The organism is Streptomyces sp. NBC_01016 (genome assembly GCF_026341035.1).
Classification (GTDB): Bacteria; Actinomycetota; Actinomycetes; order Streptomycetales; family Streptomycetaceae; genus Streptomyces.
The window spans coordinates 4,911,539-4,931,308 of sequence record NZ_JAPEOQ010000001.1; the positions used below are offsets into that span (position 1 = coordinate 4,911,539).

The following is a 19,770-nucleotide window of genomic DNA, read 5'->3' on the forward strand; positions in this document are numbered from 1 at the left end:
CTGGAGTCACTTCCTGCCGCCGGCCGGGCCGACCGGACTGAGCGGGTGGTCGAAGCCCTGCTCCGACATCTGCCGGGCGACCTCGACGAGTGCGGTGGCGAACCGCTGGACGGTCGCCTCGGGAAAACGGTGGCTCGGGCCGCTGAGCGACAGCGACGCGACGACGGTGCCGGTGCGGCCGAGCACCGGCACCGCCACCGCAGTGAGCCCCTCGTCGCGCTCGCCCCTGCTGACGGCGAACCCCTGCTCGACCGCGACGTCCGCCCACACCCGCAGCTGCCGCGCGTGCCCCTCGCCGTGCGGCGAGTCGACGGCGACACGACGCAGCAGGCTCTCGGGCGCCGAACGCAGCAGGATCTTCGACGAAGCCCCCGCCCACAGCGGGAGTTCGTCGCCCACCCGCACCACATGGCGCAGCGGCTGCGGGCTCTCCTGCTGTGCCACGCACACCCGGCTGAGCCCGCGCAGCATGAACAGGTTGACCGTCTCCTGCTGCTCCTCCGCCAGCTCGCGCATCAACTTGCGTGTCTCACGCGGGAGTTCCCAGCTCGTGTGCGCCAGGTGCGCCCAGCGCCACAGGCCGGGGCCCGCCGTGTATCCGGCAGGGGTGTCCCAGAGAAGGCCGCACTGTTCGAGGGTCTGCACCATGCGGACCGCCGTGGTCTTGGCGAGCCCCGTGGCGTCGACGATCTCCCGCAGGGTGACCGCCGGCTGATCCTCGGTCAGCAACCCCAGGATGTCCAGGGCCCTGCGCACACTGCGTACGCCGGTCGCCTCCGCCGCCTGCCCGGGTCCGGTGCTGTCAGTGCTGCCCATGGGACCGCCTTCCGTCCGCTGTCGTCCGTGCCTGCCGCCGGTGGATGCCATCCGCGGAGGTCTTCCTCAACTGATTCTTCAACTGACCTCTTGTCACGGCGAGTTGGCGCCCGTACGTTACACGCCGAACCACAGAGCAGTCCACCAGTACCACTCAGCGGTTTCCTGGGAGATGTCATGCTCGATTCCCTTCTCAAGGCCGGCGTGGACGGCGTGGTCGTCGACGCGCCCCCGTTCATCGCCGGCCGGTGGGGCGGTGACGGACCCGAACTCCTGCGCACCGGTCCCTACCTGCGCCGCACCGTCAGCCGGACCACCGCCGCGACGGGCGAAGAGGTCACCCGCGCCCTGACCTACGCCCGCCCCTCCGCCCGCGCCGTGGCCCGGCTCGCGCCCGCCGCCCGCGCCGACATCCTCGACCGGGCCGCCGCGGCCGCCACGGCCCACCGCGAGGACCTCGCCCGCCTGCTGGCCCTCGAACTGGGCAAGCCGCTCAAGGACGGCCTCGGCGAGATCGACCGCGTGGCGGACACCTTCGCGGTCTGCGCCGCCGAGGCCCGGCAGATCGGCGGCGACACCCTGCCCGTCGCCGGACGGCAGCGCGGCGTCGGCAACACCGCCTTCACCTATCGTGCGCCCGCCGGGGTGGCCCTCGCCATCACCCCGTTCAACGCCCCCGCCAACCTGCTCGCCCACAAGCTCGGCGCCTCCTTCGCTGCCGGCAACACCACCCTCGTCAAGGCCCCGCCGCAGGCCCCGGCCGCCACCGCCGCCGTGGTCGCGCTGCTCCTCGAATCCGGCATGCCGCCCCAGGCCGTCCAACTCCTGCACGGCGGCGGCGAGATCGGCGCCCTGCTGTGCGCGGCCGACCAGGTCGCCGTCATCAGCTTCACCGGCAGCGCGGCCACCGGACAGACCGTGGCGCGCGCGGCCGGCGCCAAGCGCCTCGTCCTCGAACTCGGCGGCAACGCCGCCACCATCGTCTGCGAGGACGCCGACCTCGCGAAGGCGGCCAAGGAGTGCGCCCGCGCCGGATACAGCAACTCGGGCCAGAGCTGCATCTCCGTCCAGCGGGTCTACGTCCACAGCTCCCGCTACGACGACTTCCTCGCCCTGCTGACCACGGCGGTGGACGGCCTCAAGGTCGGCGACCCGCTCGACCCGGACACCGACGTCGGCGCCATGGTCGACGAGGAGGCCGCGGAACGCGTGGTGCGCTGGACGGCCGAGGCCGCCGACGCCGGGGCGCGCGTGCTGCGCGGCGGCCACCGGGACGGCGCCACCGTGACACCCACCGTCGTCGCGGGACCACCCGCGCACGCCTCAGTCGTCGTGCACGAGGTCTTCGGCGCGCTCGTCACCGTGCTCCCGTACGACGACTTCGACGCGGTCATCGAGACGTGCAACGCGAGCCGCTACGGGCTACAGGCGGGGCTTTTCACCAGCGACATCGGGCGCATCGTCAAGGCCTGGCGCGAGCTGGAGACCGGCGCGCTGATCGCGGGCGGCACTTCCAACTACCGCCTGGACCATGTCCCGTTCGGTGGTGTGAAGGACTCCGGCTTCGGCCGCGAGACACCCCGCTCGATGATCGACGACTACACCGTCGTCAAGACGCTCATGCTCCGCGGCCTGTCCGTGTGGGGCGACACGACCACCCTCGACGGGGAGATGGACGCATGACGCAACAGAACGAGCCGCAAGAGAGCGAGACGCACGAGACCGCGACCCAGGACCCGGCGCCGACCCCCGACGGGACCGTCACCGCCGCCCACGCCCTCGTCCGCCAACTGGAGTCCTACGGCGTCCGCCACATCTTCGGCACCTGCGGACACACCAACATCGCCCTGCTCGACGCCCTCGCCCCCAGCTCCATCGAGTTCGTCATCGCCCGCCACGAACAGGCCGCCGCCCACGCCGCCGACGGCTACGCCCGCGCCACCGGCCGCCCCGGCGTGCTCCTCACCCACGTCGGCCCCGGCATGATGAACGCGGTCACCGGCGTGGCCACCGCCGCTCTCGACTCCGTGCCCCTCGTCGTCCTCTCCGGTGACATCCCCTCGTACTACGCGGGCCGCCACCCCCACCAGGAGGTCAACCTCCACACGGACGCCGACCAGAGCGCGATCTACCGGCCGTTCACCAAGCGGACCTGGGACGTGCACCGCGTCCAGGACCTTGCCCGCACCACCGAACGCGCCTTCTGGACCGCGCAGTCGGGCCGCCCCGGCGCCGTCCTCGTCAACATCCCCATGGACCTGTTCAACCGGCCCGTCGAACCGTACGAGGATCAGTACCCGCTGCCCGCCGTCAGCGGCGCACCCGGCCTCGACCGGCCGACCGCCGAGCGCATCGCCGACCAACTCCTCGCCGCCGAGCGGCCGTTGATCTACTTCGGCGGCGGCCTGCGCGACCCCCGAGCCCGGGAAGCCCTCGCCGCACTCGCCGCACACCTCGACATCCCCCTCGCCCACTCCCTGATGGGCAAGGGCATACTCCCCGATACGCACCCGCTGTTGCTCGGCATGCCCGGCTTCTGGGGCCTGGACTCCACGCACGCGTACACCAAGGGCGCCGACGTCGTCCTCGCGCTCGCCACCCGGTTCGCCGAGACCGACGCCAGCTCCTGGGACCCGGCGTACACCTGGACGTTCGGCGACAAGGACAGCCCGCCCAGCAAGCTCATCCAGATCGACATCGACCCGGCCGAGATCGGCCGCAACTACCCCGTGGAGATCGGCGCCGTCGCGGATGTCGCCGACGCGGTCCGGGCCATCGCCGCCGCCGTCCGTGCCCGGCAGCCCGAACCACGCCAACGCGAAGGACTGCGCGCCTCGATCGCCGCAGCCCGCCGCGCCGTCTTCGACACGGCCCGCGAGGACGGCCGCAGCGACGCGTTCCCGCTGCGCCCCCAGCGCATCCTCGCCGACCTGCGCGACGCGCTCCCCGAAGACGCGGTCCTCGTCACCGACGTCGGCTGGAACAAGAACGGCGTCGCCCAGTGCTACGAACTCCCCACCGGTGGCCGGTTCATCACGCCCGGCGGCGCCTCGACGATGGGCTTCGGTCCCGCTGCCGCCGTCGGCGTCCAACTGGCCGAGCCCGAGCGGGTGGTGGTCGCCCTCATCGGCGACGGCGGCATGAGCGCCCAACTCCCCGCACTGCCCATGGCGGTGGAACAGGGCCTCCCGGTGATCTTCGTCGTGATGAACAACCGGGCCCATGGCACCATCGCCGACCTTCAGTCCGCCTCGTTCGGCCGGTCCTACGGCTGCGAGTTCACCGACGCCGAAGGGCGCCCGTACAGCCCGGACTTCGCCGACCTCGGCACCTCCTGCGGCGCGGATGGCTACCACGTCACCGCCCCCGCCGACCTCGCGAAGGCACTCGCCGACGCCATCACCCGGCGCAGGCCCGCCGTCATCGACGTACCCATGGTCAACGAACCGGTGCCGACCCCCGGGCACTGGAACATCAAGGACATCTACCGCGGATCCTTCACCGACTGACCGCCGCCCCCTACTCCCGCCCGGCTGACCCCGTCCCCGCCACAACGAGGTGACCTCATGATCCGCACCACCCGCACAGCCGTCTGCACGGCCGCCGCGCTGGCCGCCGCCCTCACCGCGTGCAGTGCGCCCGGCGAATCCGGCGACTCCGACAAGGACTCGTCGGGCCCGATCAAGATCGCCGTCGTCAACGCGCAGAGCGGACAGCTGAGTTCGCTCGGCGACTGGGAGTACAAGGGGGCCAAGCTCGCCATCGACGAGTGGAACAAGAAGGGCGGCGTCGACGGCCGGAAGATCCAGGTGAAGCTCTTCGACGACCAGGGCGACCCCACCACCGGCACCAACATCGCCCGGAAGCTGGACAGTCAGGGCTACGTCGCGATGATCGGCACCGCGGAGAGCGCGGTGACCGTGGCCATGGCGCCCATCCTCCAGCAGGCCAAGATCCCCAACATCACCTCGGGGCAGGCCGACGCCCTGGTCGACGTCGGAAGCCCGTACCTCTTCCTCAACGGGCCGACCTCGACGACGTACGACGCGACGCTCGCCGAGTACCTCGTCAAGGACAAGGGCCACAAGAAGATCGCGATGATCTCCAACAACGGTTCTTTCGGGAAGGGCGAGCACGACGCGTTCCTCAAGGCGGCCAAGGACCTCGGTGTCACCCCGGTCACCGACCAGGTGGTCACCACCGACCAGAAGGACTTCAGCAGCGCCCTCACCAAGATCCGCGCGAAGAAGCCCGACGTCGTGTTCATCGGCTCGGAGGAGGTCGAGGCCGGCCTGATCGTCAAGCAGGCACGCGACCTGGGCATCACCGCGCCCTTCGCGGGCGCCGCCCCGCAGGGCACCCCCGTCTTCATCGACACCGCAGGCAAGGCCGCCGTCGAGGACACCATCGTCAGCTCGCCGTACCTGAGCAACGACGTCAGCGCCGCGTCGAAGAAGTTCGCCGCCGCCTACCAGGCCAAGTACAACAAGGCCGCCGAACTGCACGGCGCGAAGGCCTACGACGGGACGAACATCCTGCTGACCGCGCTGAAGACCAGCAAGGCCGCCACCGGCCAGAAGCTCGCCGACGCCATCCGCGACACCCGCTACGACGGCCTGCTCGGCGACTTCGAGTTCGGCGAGAACGGGGTCGGCATCACCAAGACCACCATCGGCGTCATCCGCGCCGGCAAGCTCGTCCCGCAGCAGTGACCCGGGGGAGCTGAGCAGACATGCAAGAGACACTGCAGACACTCGTCGGCGGACTCAGCCTCGGCGCCGTCTACGCCCTGGTGGCCATGGGCTTCTCGCTCGTCTACCGGACCATGGGGCTCGTCAACTTCGCCCACGCCGACATCGCCATGATCGGCGCCTACGCCGCGTCGACCTTCTACCTCACCTCCAAACTGCCCTTCGCTGTCGCCATGATCGTGGCGATCGTCGTCACCGGAGCCATCGGTCTCGTCATCGAGCGCGTGCTGCGCCCGCTGGAGAACAAGGACTTCGACCTGATGCTGATCGGCACCATCGGCTTCGGCATCGTCCTCCAGGCCGTCGCCATCCTGATCTGGGGCACCACGGGACGAGCGGTGCCCTCGCCCGTCCCGTCCGCCCCACTGGAACTCTTCGGTGTCCGGGTACGCACCTACGACCTCGTGGTCATGGCCGTCGCCGCGCTCGCCGTGACCGGCCTCGCCTGGTTCCTCGCCCGCACCAAGCGGGGCGCCGCCATGCAGGCCGTCGCCATGGACCACGAGGCGGCCACCGCCGTAGGCATCAACGTCGGCCGCAGCAACGCCCTCGCCTTCAGCATCGGCGCCGGACTCGCCGCGCTCGCCGGCGGACTCGTCGGACCCATGCTCTACGTCGACGCCTCGCTCGGCGGCGCTCTCGGCATCAAGGGCTTCGCCGCGGCCATGCTCGGTGGCTTCGGCTCCATCCCCGGCGCCGTCGTCGGCGGACTCGCCATCGGCGTCCTCGACTCCTACGCCGCCGGACACTTCCAGGGCTACTCGGTGCTCGTGACCTTCCTGGTCTTCACCGTCGCCATCATGATCCGCCCGATGGGCGTCTTCGGGGAGAGGACGGTGAGCCGCGCATGACCCGCCGCTATCGACTCGGGGGCCTCGGCGTACTCGCGGTGGCCGGCTGGCTGCTGCCGTACGGGCTCGGCGGCTACGCCATCCACATCGTCAACATCGCCCTCATCTATGCCCTGTTGGCCATCGGCATGGGCCTGGCCATGGGCATCTCCGGGCAGATCAACCTCGCCCAGGTCGCCTTCTTCGGCGTCGGCGCCTACGCCGTCGCGATCCTCACCACCCACTCCGGCTACGGCTTCTGGATATCGGCGGTGCTCGCCCTGCTCGCCACGGTCGCCGCCGGCCTGCTCGTCGGCATCCCCGCGCTGCGCATGCAGTCCCACTACCTGGGCATCGTCACGCTCGGCCTGGCTCTCGGCTTCATCAACTGGATCACCAACGCGTCCATCACGGGCGGCGCCGACGGCATCTCCGGCATCCCACAGCCCACCCTGCCCGGCATCGACCTCTCCAGCGAATACCTCTACTACTACCTGGAGTTGGTGATCTGCGCCCTCGGCCTCGGCTTCGGACTCTTCGTCGTCCGTACATCGCTGGGCCGTCGGCTGCGCGCCATGCGCGACGACCCGCTGGCCGCCGGCGCGATGGGCGCGGAGATCCCGCTGCTGCGCATGACGGCCTTCCTCCTCGCCAGCTTCTACGGAGGCCTGGCAGGGGTGCTGTACGCGGGGCTCATCCGCTACGTGGCCCCGGAGACCTTCTCCATCGCCAACATGTTCATCCTGCTCGCCATGGTCATCATCGGCGGCCGCCGCTCCCTCGTCGGCTGCGTGGTCGGGGCGGTCGGCCTCACCCTCATCCGCGAGTGGCTCTCCGACTTCTCGACGTACGCACAGCTCGGGTACGGCGTCGTGGTCGTCCTGATGGTCGTCTTCGCACCGACGGGTCTGGCCGGAATCCCTTCCCGTATAAGGGAGTTCACGAACAGGCGGCGGGGCAGGAGCGAGGACCGCGCGGTGCTGCGCCCCTTCCAGCCGTACGAGGTGGTGCCCACGCCCGACGAGGCCGCCCCCGAGAAACCCCTCCTGGACATCCGCTCAATCACCAAGGACTTCCGCGGCCTGCGGGCGTTGGACGATGTCTCACTCACGGTGCGCCCCGGCGAGATCCGCGGCATCGTCGGCCCGAACGGCTCCGGAAAGACGACTCTCTTCAACGTCATCACCGGCTTCTACCGGGCCAGTTCGGGAACGGTCGCCTTCGCGGGCCGCGACACCACGACCGCCCGCCCCTACGCGCTGTCCCTCCTCGGTATGGCCCGCACCTTCCAGAACCTGCGCCTGTTCGGCCAGTTGACGGTCCGTGAGAACATCCTCGTCGCCCTCGACAGGACCCGCACCCGCACCATCTGGCAGTACGCCGTGTGGCAGCCGGGCGTGGCCCGCAGGGAACGGCGCCTGCGCCACGAGGCCGCCGAACTCCTGGACCGCTTCGGCCTCACCGACTTCGCACGCTCCGCGCCGGGCTCACTCCCGTACGGCATCCAGCGCCGCATCGAGATCGCCCGCGCCATGGGCGCCCGCCCGCGCCTCCTCCTGCTCGACGAACCGGCGGCGGGCCTCAACGGCGACGAAGTCCGCCAGCTCGCCGACATCGTGCGCTCCATCCGCGACAGCGGCACCACGGTCGTCCTCATCGAGCACAACATGGGCCTGGTCATGTCGCTGTGCGAACGCGTCACCGTCCTGTCCAGCGGCGGTGTCATCGCCGAGGGCACACCGGCCGAGGTGGTCGCGTCGCCCGAGGTGATCGAGGCGTACCTCGGTGACTCGGCGATGGCCCACGACGTCCCGCTGCCGGCGCCCACACCACCGCTGCCGCTGCCGAAGGAGCCGACCCGGTGAAGCTGATCCCCGCTCCGCGCCCCCGCACCCCCACGACCCCGCCCGCCGCGACCCTCACCGTGGACGACCTGTCCGTCCACTACGGAGGCGTCCGCGCGGTCAGCTCCATCGGCTTCAGCGTGGAACCGGGCGCGTCGGTCGGCATCATCGGCGCCAACGGCGCGGGCAAGACGTCCACGCTCAAGGCCGTGATGGGCCTGGTCCCGCGCGGCGGCGGACGCATCACGCTGGGCGACCTCGACCTGACCCGCGTACGGGCCCGCGACATGGTCCGGCACGGCATTGGCTACGTACCGGAGGGCCGCCATGTGTTCCCCGGCCTGACGGTGGAGAAGAACCTGCTGCTCGGCGCGTACGCCCGTGCCTGGGACGACGACACTCGGTCCACGCTCGCCGAGGTCCACGAACTCTTCCCGGTCCTGGGGGAGATGAGCCAGCGCCTGGCCGGAGCCCTGTCCGGCGGCCAACAGCAGATGCTCGCGATCGGCCGGGCCCTCATGGCACAACCCCGCATCCTGCTCCTGGACGAACCCTCGATGGGCCTGTCACCCAAGCTCGTCGGAGACATCCTGCGCGTCCTGACCCGCCTCCGCGAGGACGGACTGAGCATGCTCCTCGTGGAACAGAACGCCAAGCTCACCTTCGGCGCGACGAGCCACTGCCTGGTTATGGAGAACGGCGCCGTCGCCATGACCGGCACCTCCGAGGAACTCAGCGAGGATCCGCGGGTCCGGCAGATCTATCTGGGGCTGTGACGGACGGGTCGGCGAGGCCCGTGGTGTGTCGGGCGACATGGCGGGCCGCTATGTAGCCGAAGGTGAGACCCGCGCCGATCTGGCAGCCCGCGCCCGGGTACTCCGAGGCCATGACCGAGTGGGCGTCGTTGCCGCAGGCGTAGAGGCCGGGGACAGGGGCGCCCTTCGCGTCGAGGACGCGGGCCTCGGGGTCGGTGCGCAGACCGAGTGCGGTAGCCAGCGGGGTGGGGACGACGGCGATGGCGTAGAAGGGACCCTTCTCGATCGGGCCGAGGTTGACGTTCGGGGTGTGGGCCGGGTCGCCGTACTGGTGGCCGAAGGGGTGCGATCCCTTGCCGAACTCCTCGTCGACGCCGGTCGCCGCGTACCGGTTGCTGTCGGCGACGGTACGGGCCAGGCACTCGGCGTCCACGCCGATCGACGCGGCGAGCTCCTGCAGGGTGCGGCCCGTCCGCAGATACCCGGACGCGACGTGGCGCCGCAGCCGGGACTTCGGCAGGTGCGGATGGACCATGCCCAGACCGTACTTGGCGAGGGTGCGCGCGTCCGTGACCAGCCAGGCCGGGATCGAGGGCACGGACTTGTGCGCGTCGTACATGGCGCGGGTGAAGCGGTGGTACGAGACGGACTCGTCGACGAAGCGGCGCCCGGCCGCGTTCACGGCGACGATGCCGGGCTTGGCGCGGTCCCAGATGTGCGGGAAGACGGCGGTGGAGCCGTCGCGGCGGCGGCCGATGGAACTGGGGAACCACAGCGCGTTGTCGTCGCGGGGCTCGCCGAGCACCCCGCCGACCCCGGCGGCCAGAGTGATGGTGTCGCCGGTGGACCCCTCGCCCGCCCGCGTGAACTGGGCTGTGGGATACGGCAGATGACGTTCCCTCAACTCATGACTCGCGGAGAAGCCACCCGCCGCCAGGACCACGCCCCCACGCGCACGGACGCTGACGGTGCGCCCCCGGTGCGAGACGACGGCACCGATGACACGGCCCTCGCCGTCGGCGACGAGTTCACTGGTACGGGCCGTGAACCAGACGTCGCCGCGACGGCGGAGCAGCTGGTGGTACAGGTTGGCGACCAGCGCGTTGCCCATGGCGAGGCGGGTGCCGCGCGGGTGGCCCAGCATGTCCCACGCCCAGCGCACCCCGAGGCGCAGGGCGGTGGCGACGCCGCGCGGTGAGCCGTCGAAGATGCTCAGGAGCCGGTTCACCTCGGGGCGGCGGACCATGAGCGTGCCCCGGAACAGCGCGAACTCGGGGACCGGGCGGCGGACCCGGCTGAAGCGGGCCTTGCCGAGCCTGCGGCCGTCGAACGTACGCGGTTCCAGGGCGCGGCCGATGCCGAACCCGGCGATCTCGGGGTGGTAGTCGACGACCGTCTTCGAGTGCCAGAAGCCGACGTCGAGCCGCTTCTCCAAGTAGTCGACCATGGCGGGGCCGTGGCTGAGATAGCTCTCCCGCAGCGCACGGGGAGCGCGGTCGCCGACGAGCGCGTCGAGGTACTCGTGCGCCGCCTCGGTGTCGGCGGCCGGGTCCTGCTGGTGGCGGTGGCCGGGCATCCAGGCGGTGCCGGCCGAGTAGGCGGTGGTGCCGCCGAGCCACTCCGTCTTCTCCAGGACGAGGACGTCGAGCCCCTCCTCGGCGCCGACGGCCGCCGCGCCGAGACCACCCGCCCCGGACCCCAGGACCAGCAGGTCGACCTCGTGGTCCCAGGTGTGCTCGGGGTGCTCCGCCATGGTCAAGACCCTTTCATGGCGCGGGGGGTCGGGGGAACGGTTGTGCCGTGAGGGTCGGTGCGACGCCGGACCATCCACGAGTATCAATGTGTTGCCCCAGCGGGTCGGATGATTGAGCTGCACCTGCCGTGCCCCAATTGCTCGTCAGAAATGGCCAGTTACAGGGGTGGCCGGTCCCGCAGCGACGAACCAGTCTTCGTGGGATGGAACTTGGTGTTCGTGGGATCGCGGTCCGGATACTCATCGTGGTCGGACTCGTGGTTGCTCTGATCGCTCCTGGGGCGGCTGCCGAGTCCGTTGCGGCGGATCGACGGGCTGACCTGCCGTCGTGGCGCCTCACACCGACTGCCACGACCAACACGCTGATCACACTCGATGTGGTGGACCGGAAGGTGGTGTGGGCCGCAGGTGGCGGATTCGGGGGTGCCACCAACGACGGTTCCGTGGTGCGGACGGTGGACGGCGGGCGCTCCTGGCAGGACGTCACCCCGCCGGGCGGGGCCGTCGACAGCTTCCGGGACGTCGAGGCGTTCGACCGTGATCACGCCCTCGTCCTGGCACTTCCCATCGGTGATGAACCCTCGCGGATCTACCGCACCGCTGACGGCGGGGCCACCTGGCAACTGGTGTTCCGCAACACGCTTCCGGACGCCTTCTACGACTGCATGGCGTTCTTCGACGACCGCCACGGCCTTGCGGTCAGTGACCCCGTCGGCGGCAAGTACCGCATTCTGGCCACCGAGGACGGCGGCCGGACATGGCGCCAGACACCGTCCGGCGGAATGCCTGCCGCGACACCCGGCGACAGCGCCCTGGCGACCGGCACGTGCATGGTCGCCAACGGCCGGCGTAACGCCTGGTTCGGGACGACCGGCACCAGCGACGGCTCCAGTCACAACCCTCAGGTGTTCCATACCCGCGACGGCGGCAAGACATGGAGTGCTGCCGACACTCCGATTCGCGGCGAGACGGCGAGCATCGCCTCGCTGTCCTTCCGGGACCCCCGGCACGGCCTTGCGGTCGGTGGCGGTTTCAACCCGGGCGAGGGGATCGATTCGGGTGTGGATGCCTCCACTGCCGACGGTGGCTCGTCCTGGTCGATCGGTGACCCCCTCAGCGGGTTCCGCAACAGCGTGGCCTGGGTCCCCGGCGGCGGACACACTGCTGTCGCGGTCGGTCCCAGTGGCAGCGATGTGAGCACCGACAGCGGAAAATCCTGGACGCAGTTCGACCGCACCCACTTTCTGGGAGTCAACTGTTCCTCCAGCGGCGGGTGTTGGGCCGTCGGGAGCGGGGGCATGGCGGCTCAACTCGTCGTCCGTCGCCCTTGACGGACTACAGCTCTTGCAGGTCGGGAGATCCTATTGGTGAATGCCTGAAGTCCCCTCCGTCCACGGCGAGTTGGCCGTGACACGGAGGCCGATGATGGCGATGTCGTCGCGGCGCTCGCCGGGCAGGGTGAGCAGCTCCTTGATGAGGGTCGCGAGCGGCAGGCTCTGGGACGTGAGGTCGGCGGCTCGGGTCGCCAGCCGCCCGAGCCCGTCGCCGATGTCCTGCCCGGGTACCTCCACGAGGCCGTCGGTGTAGAGCAGCAGGGTGTCTCCCGGCCCGAGCTGTTCGTGCCACTCACCGCGTTGCGCGCCAGGTGCCACGCACAGGGGCAGGTCCGGACCGTCGACGGCGGTGAGATAGCGCGGGACCCCATGGCCGGCCGGAATGAGCAGGGGCGGGAGGTGTCCGGCATTGGACAGGACCACATCCCGGCCACCGTTCTCCGTCGGGGTGAGCACCGCGTGGAGGATGGTGACGTACGGACTGGTGTCGAGGCCCTGTGTCACCTGGTCCAGGCGGCTCAGCGTCCGGGCGGGGCTCGTGGGGTTGTCGTAGGCGAAGCCGCGCAGCATGTTGCTGACCTTGCTCATGGCTGTCGCGGCGTTCAGGTCGTGCCCGGCGACGTCGCCGATCGTCAGGGTCAGGGATCCGTCGCGGCAGGCCGTGGCGTCGTACCAGTCACCGCCGATCTCGGCCCGGGAGCTGGCGGGCTGGTACACCGCTGCCAGCTCCGCACCGTCGACCTGGGGAGGGGCGGTCAGGAACGAGCGCTGAAGGGCCAGGGCGGTGTCACGCACATTCTGGAGTTCAAGGGTGCGCGACACGGGGCCCTGAGCCCGGTGCAGGACCTCTTGGAGAAGCTCGATGTCCGCGTCGCTCGGTGGCGGATTGCCCTGGCAGGTCGCCGCCGCCGCGAGGGCCACCGTCCGCTCGTCCACGACGATCGGCAGCAGCGTCAGGCTCGTGCCCTGGGCGCGGGCCAGCCACGCCCGCGTCGGTCCCGAGAGCAGGCCATCGGGCGGTCTGCCGACCGGGAACCTGATGACCCGGGCCCGGCGCTGCTCGATCGCCTGCTCGGCCAGCGGGCCGAGAACGAAGTCGCCCGCGAGCGGAGCTATCGGCGGAAGGTTCGGGGAGCGGGCGATGCGCACCCGGCTGGTGAGGTGGAGGCCGGAGCCGGGATCGCGCCCGGCGGGGCCGCCGCTCTGAAGCTGGAAGACGGCGAAGGCATCGACGAGGTCGGGCACCACGGCCGAGGCCGTACCGGCGAACAGTTCCGCGAGGTCACCCGCCACGGGCTCGGCCGCCACCCTTGCGAGGAGCCGTTCCCGCATCTGCCTGTGCCACTGCTCCTCGGCGTCACTCACCGTGCCGATCCACTCGACGAGCTCGCCGTCCCTCAGCACCGGTACGGCAATGATCTTCACGTGGCGGTAACCGCCGGTGTCGTCCGCTGCCCGTACGCGGATCTCCGCATCGAGGAGCGACCGGCCGCGCGCGGTGTCCTGCCACTTCGACTCGAACCACGCGCGGTCCTTGGGATGGACGGCGTCCATCCACGAGCCGTTCCCGTCCGGGTTCCACAGGCCGCCACTGCCCTGTCCGAACCGGCCGACCAGGGCCGACACACTCCCGTCCCTGTCCATCAGCCAGACCACGTGCGGGATGGCCGACAGCAGGGCCTCGTAGCGCCTGACCGCATTCGCGGGAGCGTCGTGCGCCTCTTCCCGCACCCCACCACCGGCACCGAGCACGCGCGTCGTGATGCGCGCGGCCAGCAGCAACGTGGCACGCCCGCACCAGATCCGCACCGGGACGCACGTCACCACACACGCATGGTGCGCCGCGCCCTCGGAGTGACTGCCGGGGACATCGACCAGGACGGTCGATCGCTCCGTCCCGGCAAGATCCAGGGCACGCAGCACGGGCCGCAGGGCAGGCCCCGCCAGGGCGACGCCCGCTTCCTGCCCCACCCGCCAGAAGCCGAACAGTTTCTCGAACGGCTGGTTGCGCTCTCTCAGCCGGTGGAAGGGCCCTGTGACCAGCCCTGCCCCCACCGTCGCCGCCTGGAGACTCTCCAAGTCAAAGACGGGACCCGGACTGGGAGCGGCGTCCTCTTCCACCCCACCATGATCCCCTGAGAAGGCGGAATGAGCAGCCGTACGCACTGACGGGGCCGGCCCCGGCGGGTTGACGGCACGCACCCCGATTCCGCGCCGCGAGCACCACTCGTCCACGACGTTGGCCTCACATCGGCACTTTCGCTCACGGAGCGCATCCGGCTTCACTCGTGCGGGGCCGGCGAGATAACGGTTTCGCCGGGGCACGCGCCCGCGCACGGGGCACAGTCGTTTCCCAGGTATGAGCCACGCACTGCACGATGAGCCCCTCGCCGAGCTGTCCGCCCCGTACTGGATCGACTCACCCCTCCTCCAGCACGGCCTGGGCTCCTGTTCTTGCGTCCATACTCCGACACCGGCGCCGGCTCACCTCTCCGCGACGCTGCGCCTCATCGCGGCCGGCCTGGTCAGTGGTCTGCTCGTCGTGGTGTTGGCGGTCGCCGTGATGGGGTAGAGCGCGGTCGGCCGGGCGGGCACGTGGTCAACCGGCGGGGAAATAGTGGCCGTTGTCCAGATCGGCGAGCAGGCCGGGCCGGGCGGGTTCCCAGCCGAGGGTCCGGCGGGTGATGAGGTTGGACGCCGGATAGCTCTGCGTGACGATATTCGTGAGGAACCCGAAGTACCCCGGAGTCATCAGGGCATCGTTGGGAACGCTCACGGCGGGCAGGCCCAGGCGGCCGGCGATGGCCTCTGCGATGTCGCGGAACGCGATGCCCCCGTCCTCGACCGCGTGCCAGTATGTGCCGGCCGGCCCCTTCTCCAGCGCCAGGCGGAACAAGGTGGCGGCATCGCGGATGTGCACGGCGTTCCACAGGTTCGCGCCGTCGCCGGGGTAGCCGACGAACCCCTTTTCCTTCGCGAGCGCGATCAGCGTGGGAAGGAAGCCGGCACGATCGGTCGTGCTGTGCGCGATGTTGGCGATCCGCACGACGGAAGACCGCACACCCTGCCCGGCGAGGTCGACAACGGCCCTTTCCACGACGTTGCGGACCCGCAGCGTGCCCTTGTGCTCCTCGCCGGCGGGGAGGGCCGGGTCCGCCTCGGTGGCCGGCCGCTCCAGGTTGCCGGGCGAGCCTATGCTTCCCGCCGTGACCAGCGGCTTTCCGGTTCCCGCGAGTGCCTCGCCGTACGCGAGCACGATCGGGAGCTCCGCAGCGGCCACGGCGTCGAGCCCGCCGGAGGGCAGCAGATCCTGCCGGTGGGCGACGTGGATGACGCCGTCGGAGTCCGCGGCTGCCTCCTTGAGCCCGTCGAGATCCTGAAGGTCGCCGCGACGCACCTTCGCGCCGAGCGCGGACAATGCCGCCGCGGCGGCGTCCGACCGGGCCAGGCCGGTGACCTCGTGCCCGGCGGCGATCAGCTCGGGAATGATGTACGAACCGGAATGGCCGGTCCCTCCAGCGACGAATACGCGCATCTTTAACCTGTCCTTGTGAAGGTAGGTGCAGAGTCTTTTCGTGCCGTGAATGGGCTGCGTAATGCGGCACGAGAGATGGTGGTACGGGTGCGCTCAGCCGAGAAGGGTGATGCCGAGGGAGAATTTGGTGTGCTTGACGGAGTTGTTCATGAGGCCCAACTCCAGCAGGGCGACGTTCTCCAGTGCCCGCGCCATGAACAAGTCCCCGGTGTCCCAGGGGCGCAGCCCCAGGCTTTCGACGAACGCCGCCACACGTGCCTTCGCCTGCGCGTCGTCGCCGGCGATGAATATGTCCAGAGGGCGGTCCTCGGCCGGTCCTGCCGCCAGAACGTGGGAGAACACGGTGTTGAACGCCTTGACGACATGCGCGTCGTCGGGAGCCGCCTTGGCGATCTCCTGTGCGCCGGAACTGCCGTCGGGGACGACGAATCCCTGCAGGTCGGGGGCCACGGGGTTGGTGATGTCGACGATGATCTTGCCGCGCAGTGCGTCCCCGTACTCCCTCACTACGGCCACCGCGCCGGCGTACGGCATGGCGAGGACGACGATGTCCCCGTCCGGGGCGGCCCCGGCCGTCCCGACAGTGGCGCCGCCGAGCGTGGCGGCCAAGTCCTTGGCCTTGGCCGGGTCGCGGCCGATGATCTCGACGGCGTTACCGCCGGCGAGCGCCCGAGTGGCCAAGGCGCGGGCCATGTTTCCCAGTCCGATAACGCTGATGCTGCTCATCGGTGTTCCTGCTTTCCGGGTTGTGGTCCTGCCGTTGAATCCCATGGTCGAATTCCGATGCGGAATTCTTGTGCAGAATTCTGCTGTCGAATTCACTGCGACGTCCTTAAGTTCCTGCTTTTCATGCTGTCATCTGGCCCGAGTGGCGTCCAAGACCTATTGAAGCCGCGGTGATACCCTCGAGGTATCATGGGGCTGGGGGTTCCATGGATCTGGATCTGCGCAAACTGCGCTATTTCGTCACCGTGGCCGACCAACTGCATTTCGGCCGCGCCGCCGATGAGCTTCACATCGCACAGCCGGTACTCAGTCGGCAGATCCGCGCGCTCGAGAAGGATCTCGGCGCCACGCTGTTCACCAGGGATCGCCACGGCGTGGAGCTGACGGATGCGGGCCGGCAACTGCTGGACGACGCCGTTCCGCTGCTCGCCTCAACCCACGCGGTCCGCCGCCGGGTGTCCGCGGCCGCCGGCGGCAAGCGGCGGCTGATGGTCGGCTTCCGGGCCGGCGTTGCCGTCATCCCGGCGGCCCGTGCGTTCGAGGAGCGGCACCCGGACGTGGCCGTGGACGTGCAGCGGATCGAAGGGGACGACCAGGCAGCGATGCTGCTCGACGGCCGCATCGACGTCGGCTATGTGCGGCTGCCCATCGACGAGGCCGGCCTGCGTGTCACCCCGCTGTACACCGAGCCGCGGGTGGCGGTACTGCCCGCAGGACACCGGTTCGCCGGCAAGAAGGAGGTCGCCGAGGCCGACCTGGCCGGTGAAACGCTGGTCTGGCACGGTGACCCGAGCACGCAGCCCACCAAGCGCCCGCTCCCCAATGCCGGGTACCCGGTGCGCGGGGTGGACGAGACGCTCGAGCTTGTCGCGGCCGGCCGGGGCATCTCCTTCCTGGCCCGTTCGGCGTCCGTCTTCTACTCGCATCCGGACGTCGCCTATGTGCCCATCCCGGATCTGACACCCGACCAGGTGTGCCTCGCGGTGGCGGCCTCGCACACCTCGCCGGTAGTGGACGACTTCGTCACCGCGGCTCGGTCGACGGCCGAGATCACGGCAGAGTGTGGGAACTACGAGATGTGGCAGCTTGGAGGCGGTGCCGCCTCAAGGCACGCTTGAGCTGGCCGACTGGCCCCCGTCTCTCTCCCCGGCTGCGTACGAGTTCTTCGTGCGCCACCGCGTACGGACCGATGTGATCAGCCGTCAGTTCGAACCGGCAGCGTGTCCAGTCCGGCCGCGGAGTGCCGAGTCACCTTGATGCTTCCTCGCGTCGCCGGTCATCGCCGGTCCTCGCCGGCTGTGGCGGGGATGGCGTTGTCGATGAGGGCGGCAGCGATGGCGGCGGCGGTGGGGAAGGCGTCGGCGTCGAGGACCCGGGTGCGGGCCGCGGCGCCGTCGATCAGCAGCGCGAGCTGCTCACCGAGCTGTTCGGGGTCGGCGGCGCCGGCTTCGCGGGCGGTGTCGGCGAGCCGCGCGGCGACGGCCTTCTTGTAGTCACGCGCGTACTGGGACGCGGGGTGCTGGGGGTCGTGGAGCTCGACGGCCGCCGCGATGTAGGGGCACAGGGGTGTGGTGGGGGAGACGTCGAAGGCGGCGAGGAGCCGTTCGCGGGGCGTGAGGTCGGTGCGGTCGAACACGCCGGACAGAACGGAGGGGTCGAACCGGCGCAGGTACTCGGCGACGAGTTCGTCCTTGCCGTTGAAGTGCTGGTAGGCCGTCCGCTTGGACACCTCGGCAGCCGCGCAGAGCTCGTTCATACCGGTGCGGTTGATGCCCTGCTCGCGGAACAGCTGCTGGGACGTGCTGATGATGCGCTCGCGCGCGCCCCGACCGCGGCGGCGGCCCGTGGGGCCCTTTTCCAGTTCCGTCTCCGTCTCCGTCATGGAGCCATGGTACCCGAGTTGGGTAACGACCGGTGTACATAGATTGCGCGCCGGGCGTCCGCCCCGTACGGTAAGCACACAAGACGGTGTACTTAACGCCGTCGCCCCAGGTACACACGGCATTACCGACTCAAGGGAACGACCATGGGAAAGCTCGACGGCAAGGTCGCGGTCATCACCGGCGGCACCACCGGCATGGCGCTGGCCGGCGCGAAGCTCTTCGTCGACGAAGGGGCGCACGTCTTCATCACCGGCCGCCGCCAGGACGCCCTGGACGAGGCCGTGAAGCAGATCGGCCGCAACGTCACCGGCGTCCAGGGCGACGCCGCGAACCTGGACGACCTGGACCGCCTGTACGACACCGTCAAGCGGGAGAAGGGAAGCCTCGACGTGCTGTGGGCCAGCGCGGGCGGGGGCGAGCCCGCCCCGCTCGGCGAGATCACCGAGGCCCAGTTCGACACCTGGTTCGGGCTCAACGCCCGCGGCACCCTGTTCACCGTCCAGAAGGCCCTCCCGCTCTTCAACGACGGCGGTTCCATCCTCATGACCGGCTCCAACGCCTCCCTCGGCGCGTTCCCCGGCTGGAGCGTCTACGCCGGCAGCAAGGCCGTCCAGCAGGCATGGGCCCGCATCTGGCTCAACGAGCTCAAGGACCGCCGCATTCGCGTCAACGTCCTGACCCCCGGCCAGGTCGCCACCGCCAAGCAGGAAGAACTCTTCGACGAGGCCACCAAGAGCCAGTTCGAGTCCCTCATTCCCCGCGGCGAGATGGGCCGCCCCGACGAGATCGCCTCCGCCGCCCTCTTCCTCGCCTCGGACGACTCCAGCTACGTCAACGGCATGGAACTGGTCGCCGACGGCGGCACCACCGCCCTCTGAACCGCACACCACCCGACAACCAGGGCAGGACACCTCATGAGCAGCATCAGCATCATCGGCACCGGGAACATGGCCCGCACCATTGGCGCGCGGGCGATAGCGGGCGGCAACACCGTCGAGGTCATGGGCCGCGATCAGTCCAAGGCCGACGACCTGGCCAAGGCTCTCGGCGGCGGCGCCACGACGGGAGAATGGGGCACCGCCCCGGCCGGGGACATCGTCATCGTGGCCCTGCTGCACGACGGCGTCGTACCGGTCGTCACCCACTATGGAGACGCACTCGCGGGCAAGGTCATCGTCGACATCAGCAATCCCTTCAACTCCACGTTCGACGGGCTGGCCCACCGCGAGGAGACCTCGATCGCGCAGGAAGTCGCCAAGGCGGCCCCGGCCGACGCCGACGTGGTGAAGGCGTTCAACACCGTTTTCCGCCATGTCCTGGAGAAGGGTCGGCCCGACGTCTTCATCGCCGGCGACAGTGCGCGGGCCAAGGAGAGCGTGGAGGCATTCATCGAAAGCCTCGGGATGCGTCCGCTCGACGTCGGCGGCCTGAAAATGGCGCACTGGCTGGAAGGGGCGGGCGTGGTCACGGTGGGCCTCGCCAACCACGGGGTGGGGAACTTGGACTTCGCCCTCAGTATCACCGAACTTCCCGCCTGAGCAGA

At 70.1% G+C, this 19,770-nt stretch carries 17 protein-coding genes; 11 read left to right on the plus strand and 6 right to left on the minus strand.

The window, feature by feature from the left end; translation table 11 throughout:
• Positions 1-6: 6 nt before the first annotated feature.
• Positions 7-816, minus strand: coding sequence for an IclR family transcriptional regulator (locus OG746_RS22100; protein ID WP_266717096.1), 810 nt, complete (start codon positions 814-816; stop codon positions 7-9).
• 177 nt (positions 817-993) lie between these two features.
• On the opposite strand from OG746_RS22100, the gene OG746_RS22105 reads away from it, so the two are divergent.
• Genes OG746_RS22105 through OG746_RS22130 form a run of 6 tightly spaced genes read left to right on the plus strand, consistent with a single transcriptional unit; the run spans position 994 to position 9,017 of the window.
• Positions 994-2,499: an aldehyde dehydrogenase family protein gene (locus OG746_RS22105; RefSeq protein WP_266717098.1), complete on the plus strand. Its 1,506-nt coding sequence runs from the start codon at positions 994-996 to the stop codon at positions 2,497-2,499.
• Complete coding sequence (locus OG746_RS22110; protein WP_266717100.1) at positions 2,496-4,325, plus strand: thiamine pyrophosphate-binding protein; 1,830 nt, start codon at positions 2,496-2,498, stop codon at positions 4,323-4,325. Before OG746_RS22105 ends, OG746_RS22110 begins: the two co-directional genes overlap by 4 nt.
• A 57-nt stretch (positions 4,326-4,382) precedes the next feature.
• Positions 4,383-5,528 (plus strand): ABC transporter substrate-binding protein, encoded by a 1,146-nt coding sequence (locus OG746_RS22115; protein ID WP_266717102.1) that lies wholly within the window; start codon positions 4,383-4,385, stop codon positions 5,526-5,528.
• Positions 5,529-5,548: 20 nt separating this feature from the next.
• Entirely contained in the window at positions 5,549-6,418 is an 870-nt protein-coding gene (locus OG746_RS22120; RefSeq protein WP_266717104.1) for a branched-chain amino acid ABC transporter permease, read from the plus strand.
• Positions 6,415-8,262, plus strand: coding sequence for a branched-chain amino acid ABC transporter ATP-binding protein/permease (locus tag OG746_RS22125; RefSeq protein ID WP_266717106.1), 1,848 nt, complete (start codon positions 6,415-6,417; stop codon positions 8,260-8,262). The genes OG746_RS22120 and OG746_RS22125 overlap by 4 nt, the downstream gene beginning before the upstream one ends.
• Positions 8,259-9,017 carry an ABC transporter ATP-binding protein gene (locus OG746_RS22130; protein ID WP_266717108.1) on the plus strand — a complete coding sequence of 253 codons (759 nt, stop codon included), beginning with the start codon at positions 8,259-8,261 and terminating at the stop codon, positions 9,015-9,017. The genes OG746_RS22125 and OG746_RS22130 overlap by 4 nt, the downstream gene beginning before the upstream one ends.
• Here the strand turns inward: OG746_RS22130 and OG746_RS22135 are convergent.
• Positions 8,974-10,749: an FAD-binding protein gene (locus tag OG746_RS22135; protein ID WP_266717110.1), complete on the minus strand. Its 1,776-nt coding sequence runs from the start codon at positions 10,747-10,749 to the stop codon at positions 8,974-8,976. The two genes, OG746_RS22130 and OG746_RS22135, sit on opposite strands and share 44 nt — an antisense overlap.
• Positions 10,750-11,129: 380 nt before the next feature.
• Here OG746_RS22135 and OG746_RS22140 point away from each other — a divergent pair, with 380 nt between their 5' ends.
• Positions 11,130-12,080, plus strand: coding sequence for a WD40/YVTN/BNR-like repeat-containing protein (locus tag OG746_RS22140; RefSeq protein ID WP_266717112.1), 951 nt, complete (start codon positions 11,130-11,132; stop codon positions 12,078-12,080).
• 30 nt (positions 12,081-12,110) lie between these two features.
• Here the strand turns inward: OG746_RS22140 and OG746_RS22145 are convergent, their stop codons facing one another.
• Positions 12,111-14,162, minus strand: a complete 2,052-nt coding sequence (locus OG746_RS22145) for a SpoIIE family protein phosphatase (RefSeq protein WP_266717113.1) — start codon at positions 14,160-14,162, stop codon at positions 12,111-12,113.
• A gap of 280 nt (positions 14,163-14,442) precedes the next feature.
• On the opposite strand from OG746_RS22145, the gene OG746_RS22150 reads away from it, so the two are divergent.
• Positions 14,443-14,655 carry a hypothetical protein gene (locus tag OG746_RS22150; RefSeq protein WP_266717120.1) on the plus strand — a complete coding sequence of 71 codons (213 nt, stop codon included), beginning with the start codon at positions 14,443-14,445 and terminating at the stop codon, positions 14,653-14,655.
• A 27-nt stretch (positions 14,656-14,682) separates the two neighbouring features.
• On the opposite strand, the gene OG746_RS22155 is transcribed toward OG746_RS22150, so the two are convergent.
• Both OG746_RS22155 and OG746_RS22160 read right to left on the minus strand, forming a co-directional pair.
• Entirely contained in the window at positions 14,683-15,618 is a 936-nt protein-coding gene (locus tag OG746_RS22155; RefSeq protein ID WP_266717121.1) for an SDR family oxidoreductase, read from the minus strand.
• A 93-nt stretch (positions 15,619-15,711) separates the two neighbouring features.
• Positions 15,712-16,344: an NADPH-dependent F420 reductase gene (locus tag OG746_RS22160; RefSeq protein WP_266717123.1), complete on the minus strand. Its 633-nt coding sequence runs from the start codon at positions 16,342-16,344 to the stop codon at positions 15,712-15,714.
• 206 nt (positions 16,345-16,550) lie between these two features.
• Between OG746_RS22160 and OG746_RS22165 the strand changes: the two genes are divergently transcribed.
• Positions 16,551-17,462: a LysR family transcriptional regulator gene (locus tag OG746_RS22165; RefSeq protein ID WP_266717125.1), complete on the plus strand. Its 912-nt coding sequence runs from the start codon at positions 16,551-16,553 to the stop codon at positions 17,460-17,462.
• A gap of 158 nt (positions 17,463-17,620) precedes the next feature.
• On the opposite strand, the gene OG746_RS22170 is transcribed toward OG746_RS22165, so the two are convergent.
• Positions 17,621-18,226 (minus strand): TetR/AcrR family transcriptional regulator, encoded by a 606-nt coding sequence (locus tag OG746_RS22170; protein ID WP_266717127.1) that lies wholly within the window; start codon positions 18,224-18,226, stop codon positions 17,621-17,623.
• A 144-nt stretch (positions 18,227-18,370) separates the two neighbouring features.
• On the opposite strand from OG746_RS22170, the gene OG746_RS22175 reads away from it, so the two are divergent.
• Together OG746_RS22175 and OG746_RS22180 are read left to right on the plus strand one after the other, a co-directional pair.
• A complete protein-coding gene (locus tag OG746_RS22175) occupies positions 18,371-19,105 on the plus strand; it encodes an SDR family NAD(P)-dependent oxidoreductase (protein WP_266717129.1) in 735 nt (244 codons plus the stop codon).
• 36 nt (positions 19,106-19,141) lie between these two features.
• Positions 19,142-19,765 carry an NADPH-dependent F420 reductase gene (locus tag OG746_RS22180; protein WP_266717131.1) on the plus strand — a complete coding sequence of 208 codons (624 nt, stop codon included), beginning with the start codon at positions 19,142-19,144 and terminating at the stop codon, positions 19,763-19,765.
• The last annotated feature ends 5 nt before the right edge of the window (positions 19,766-19,770 follow it).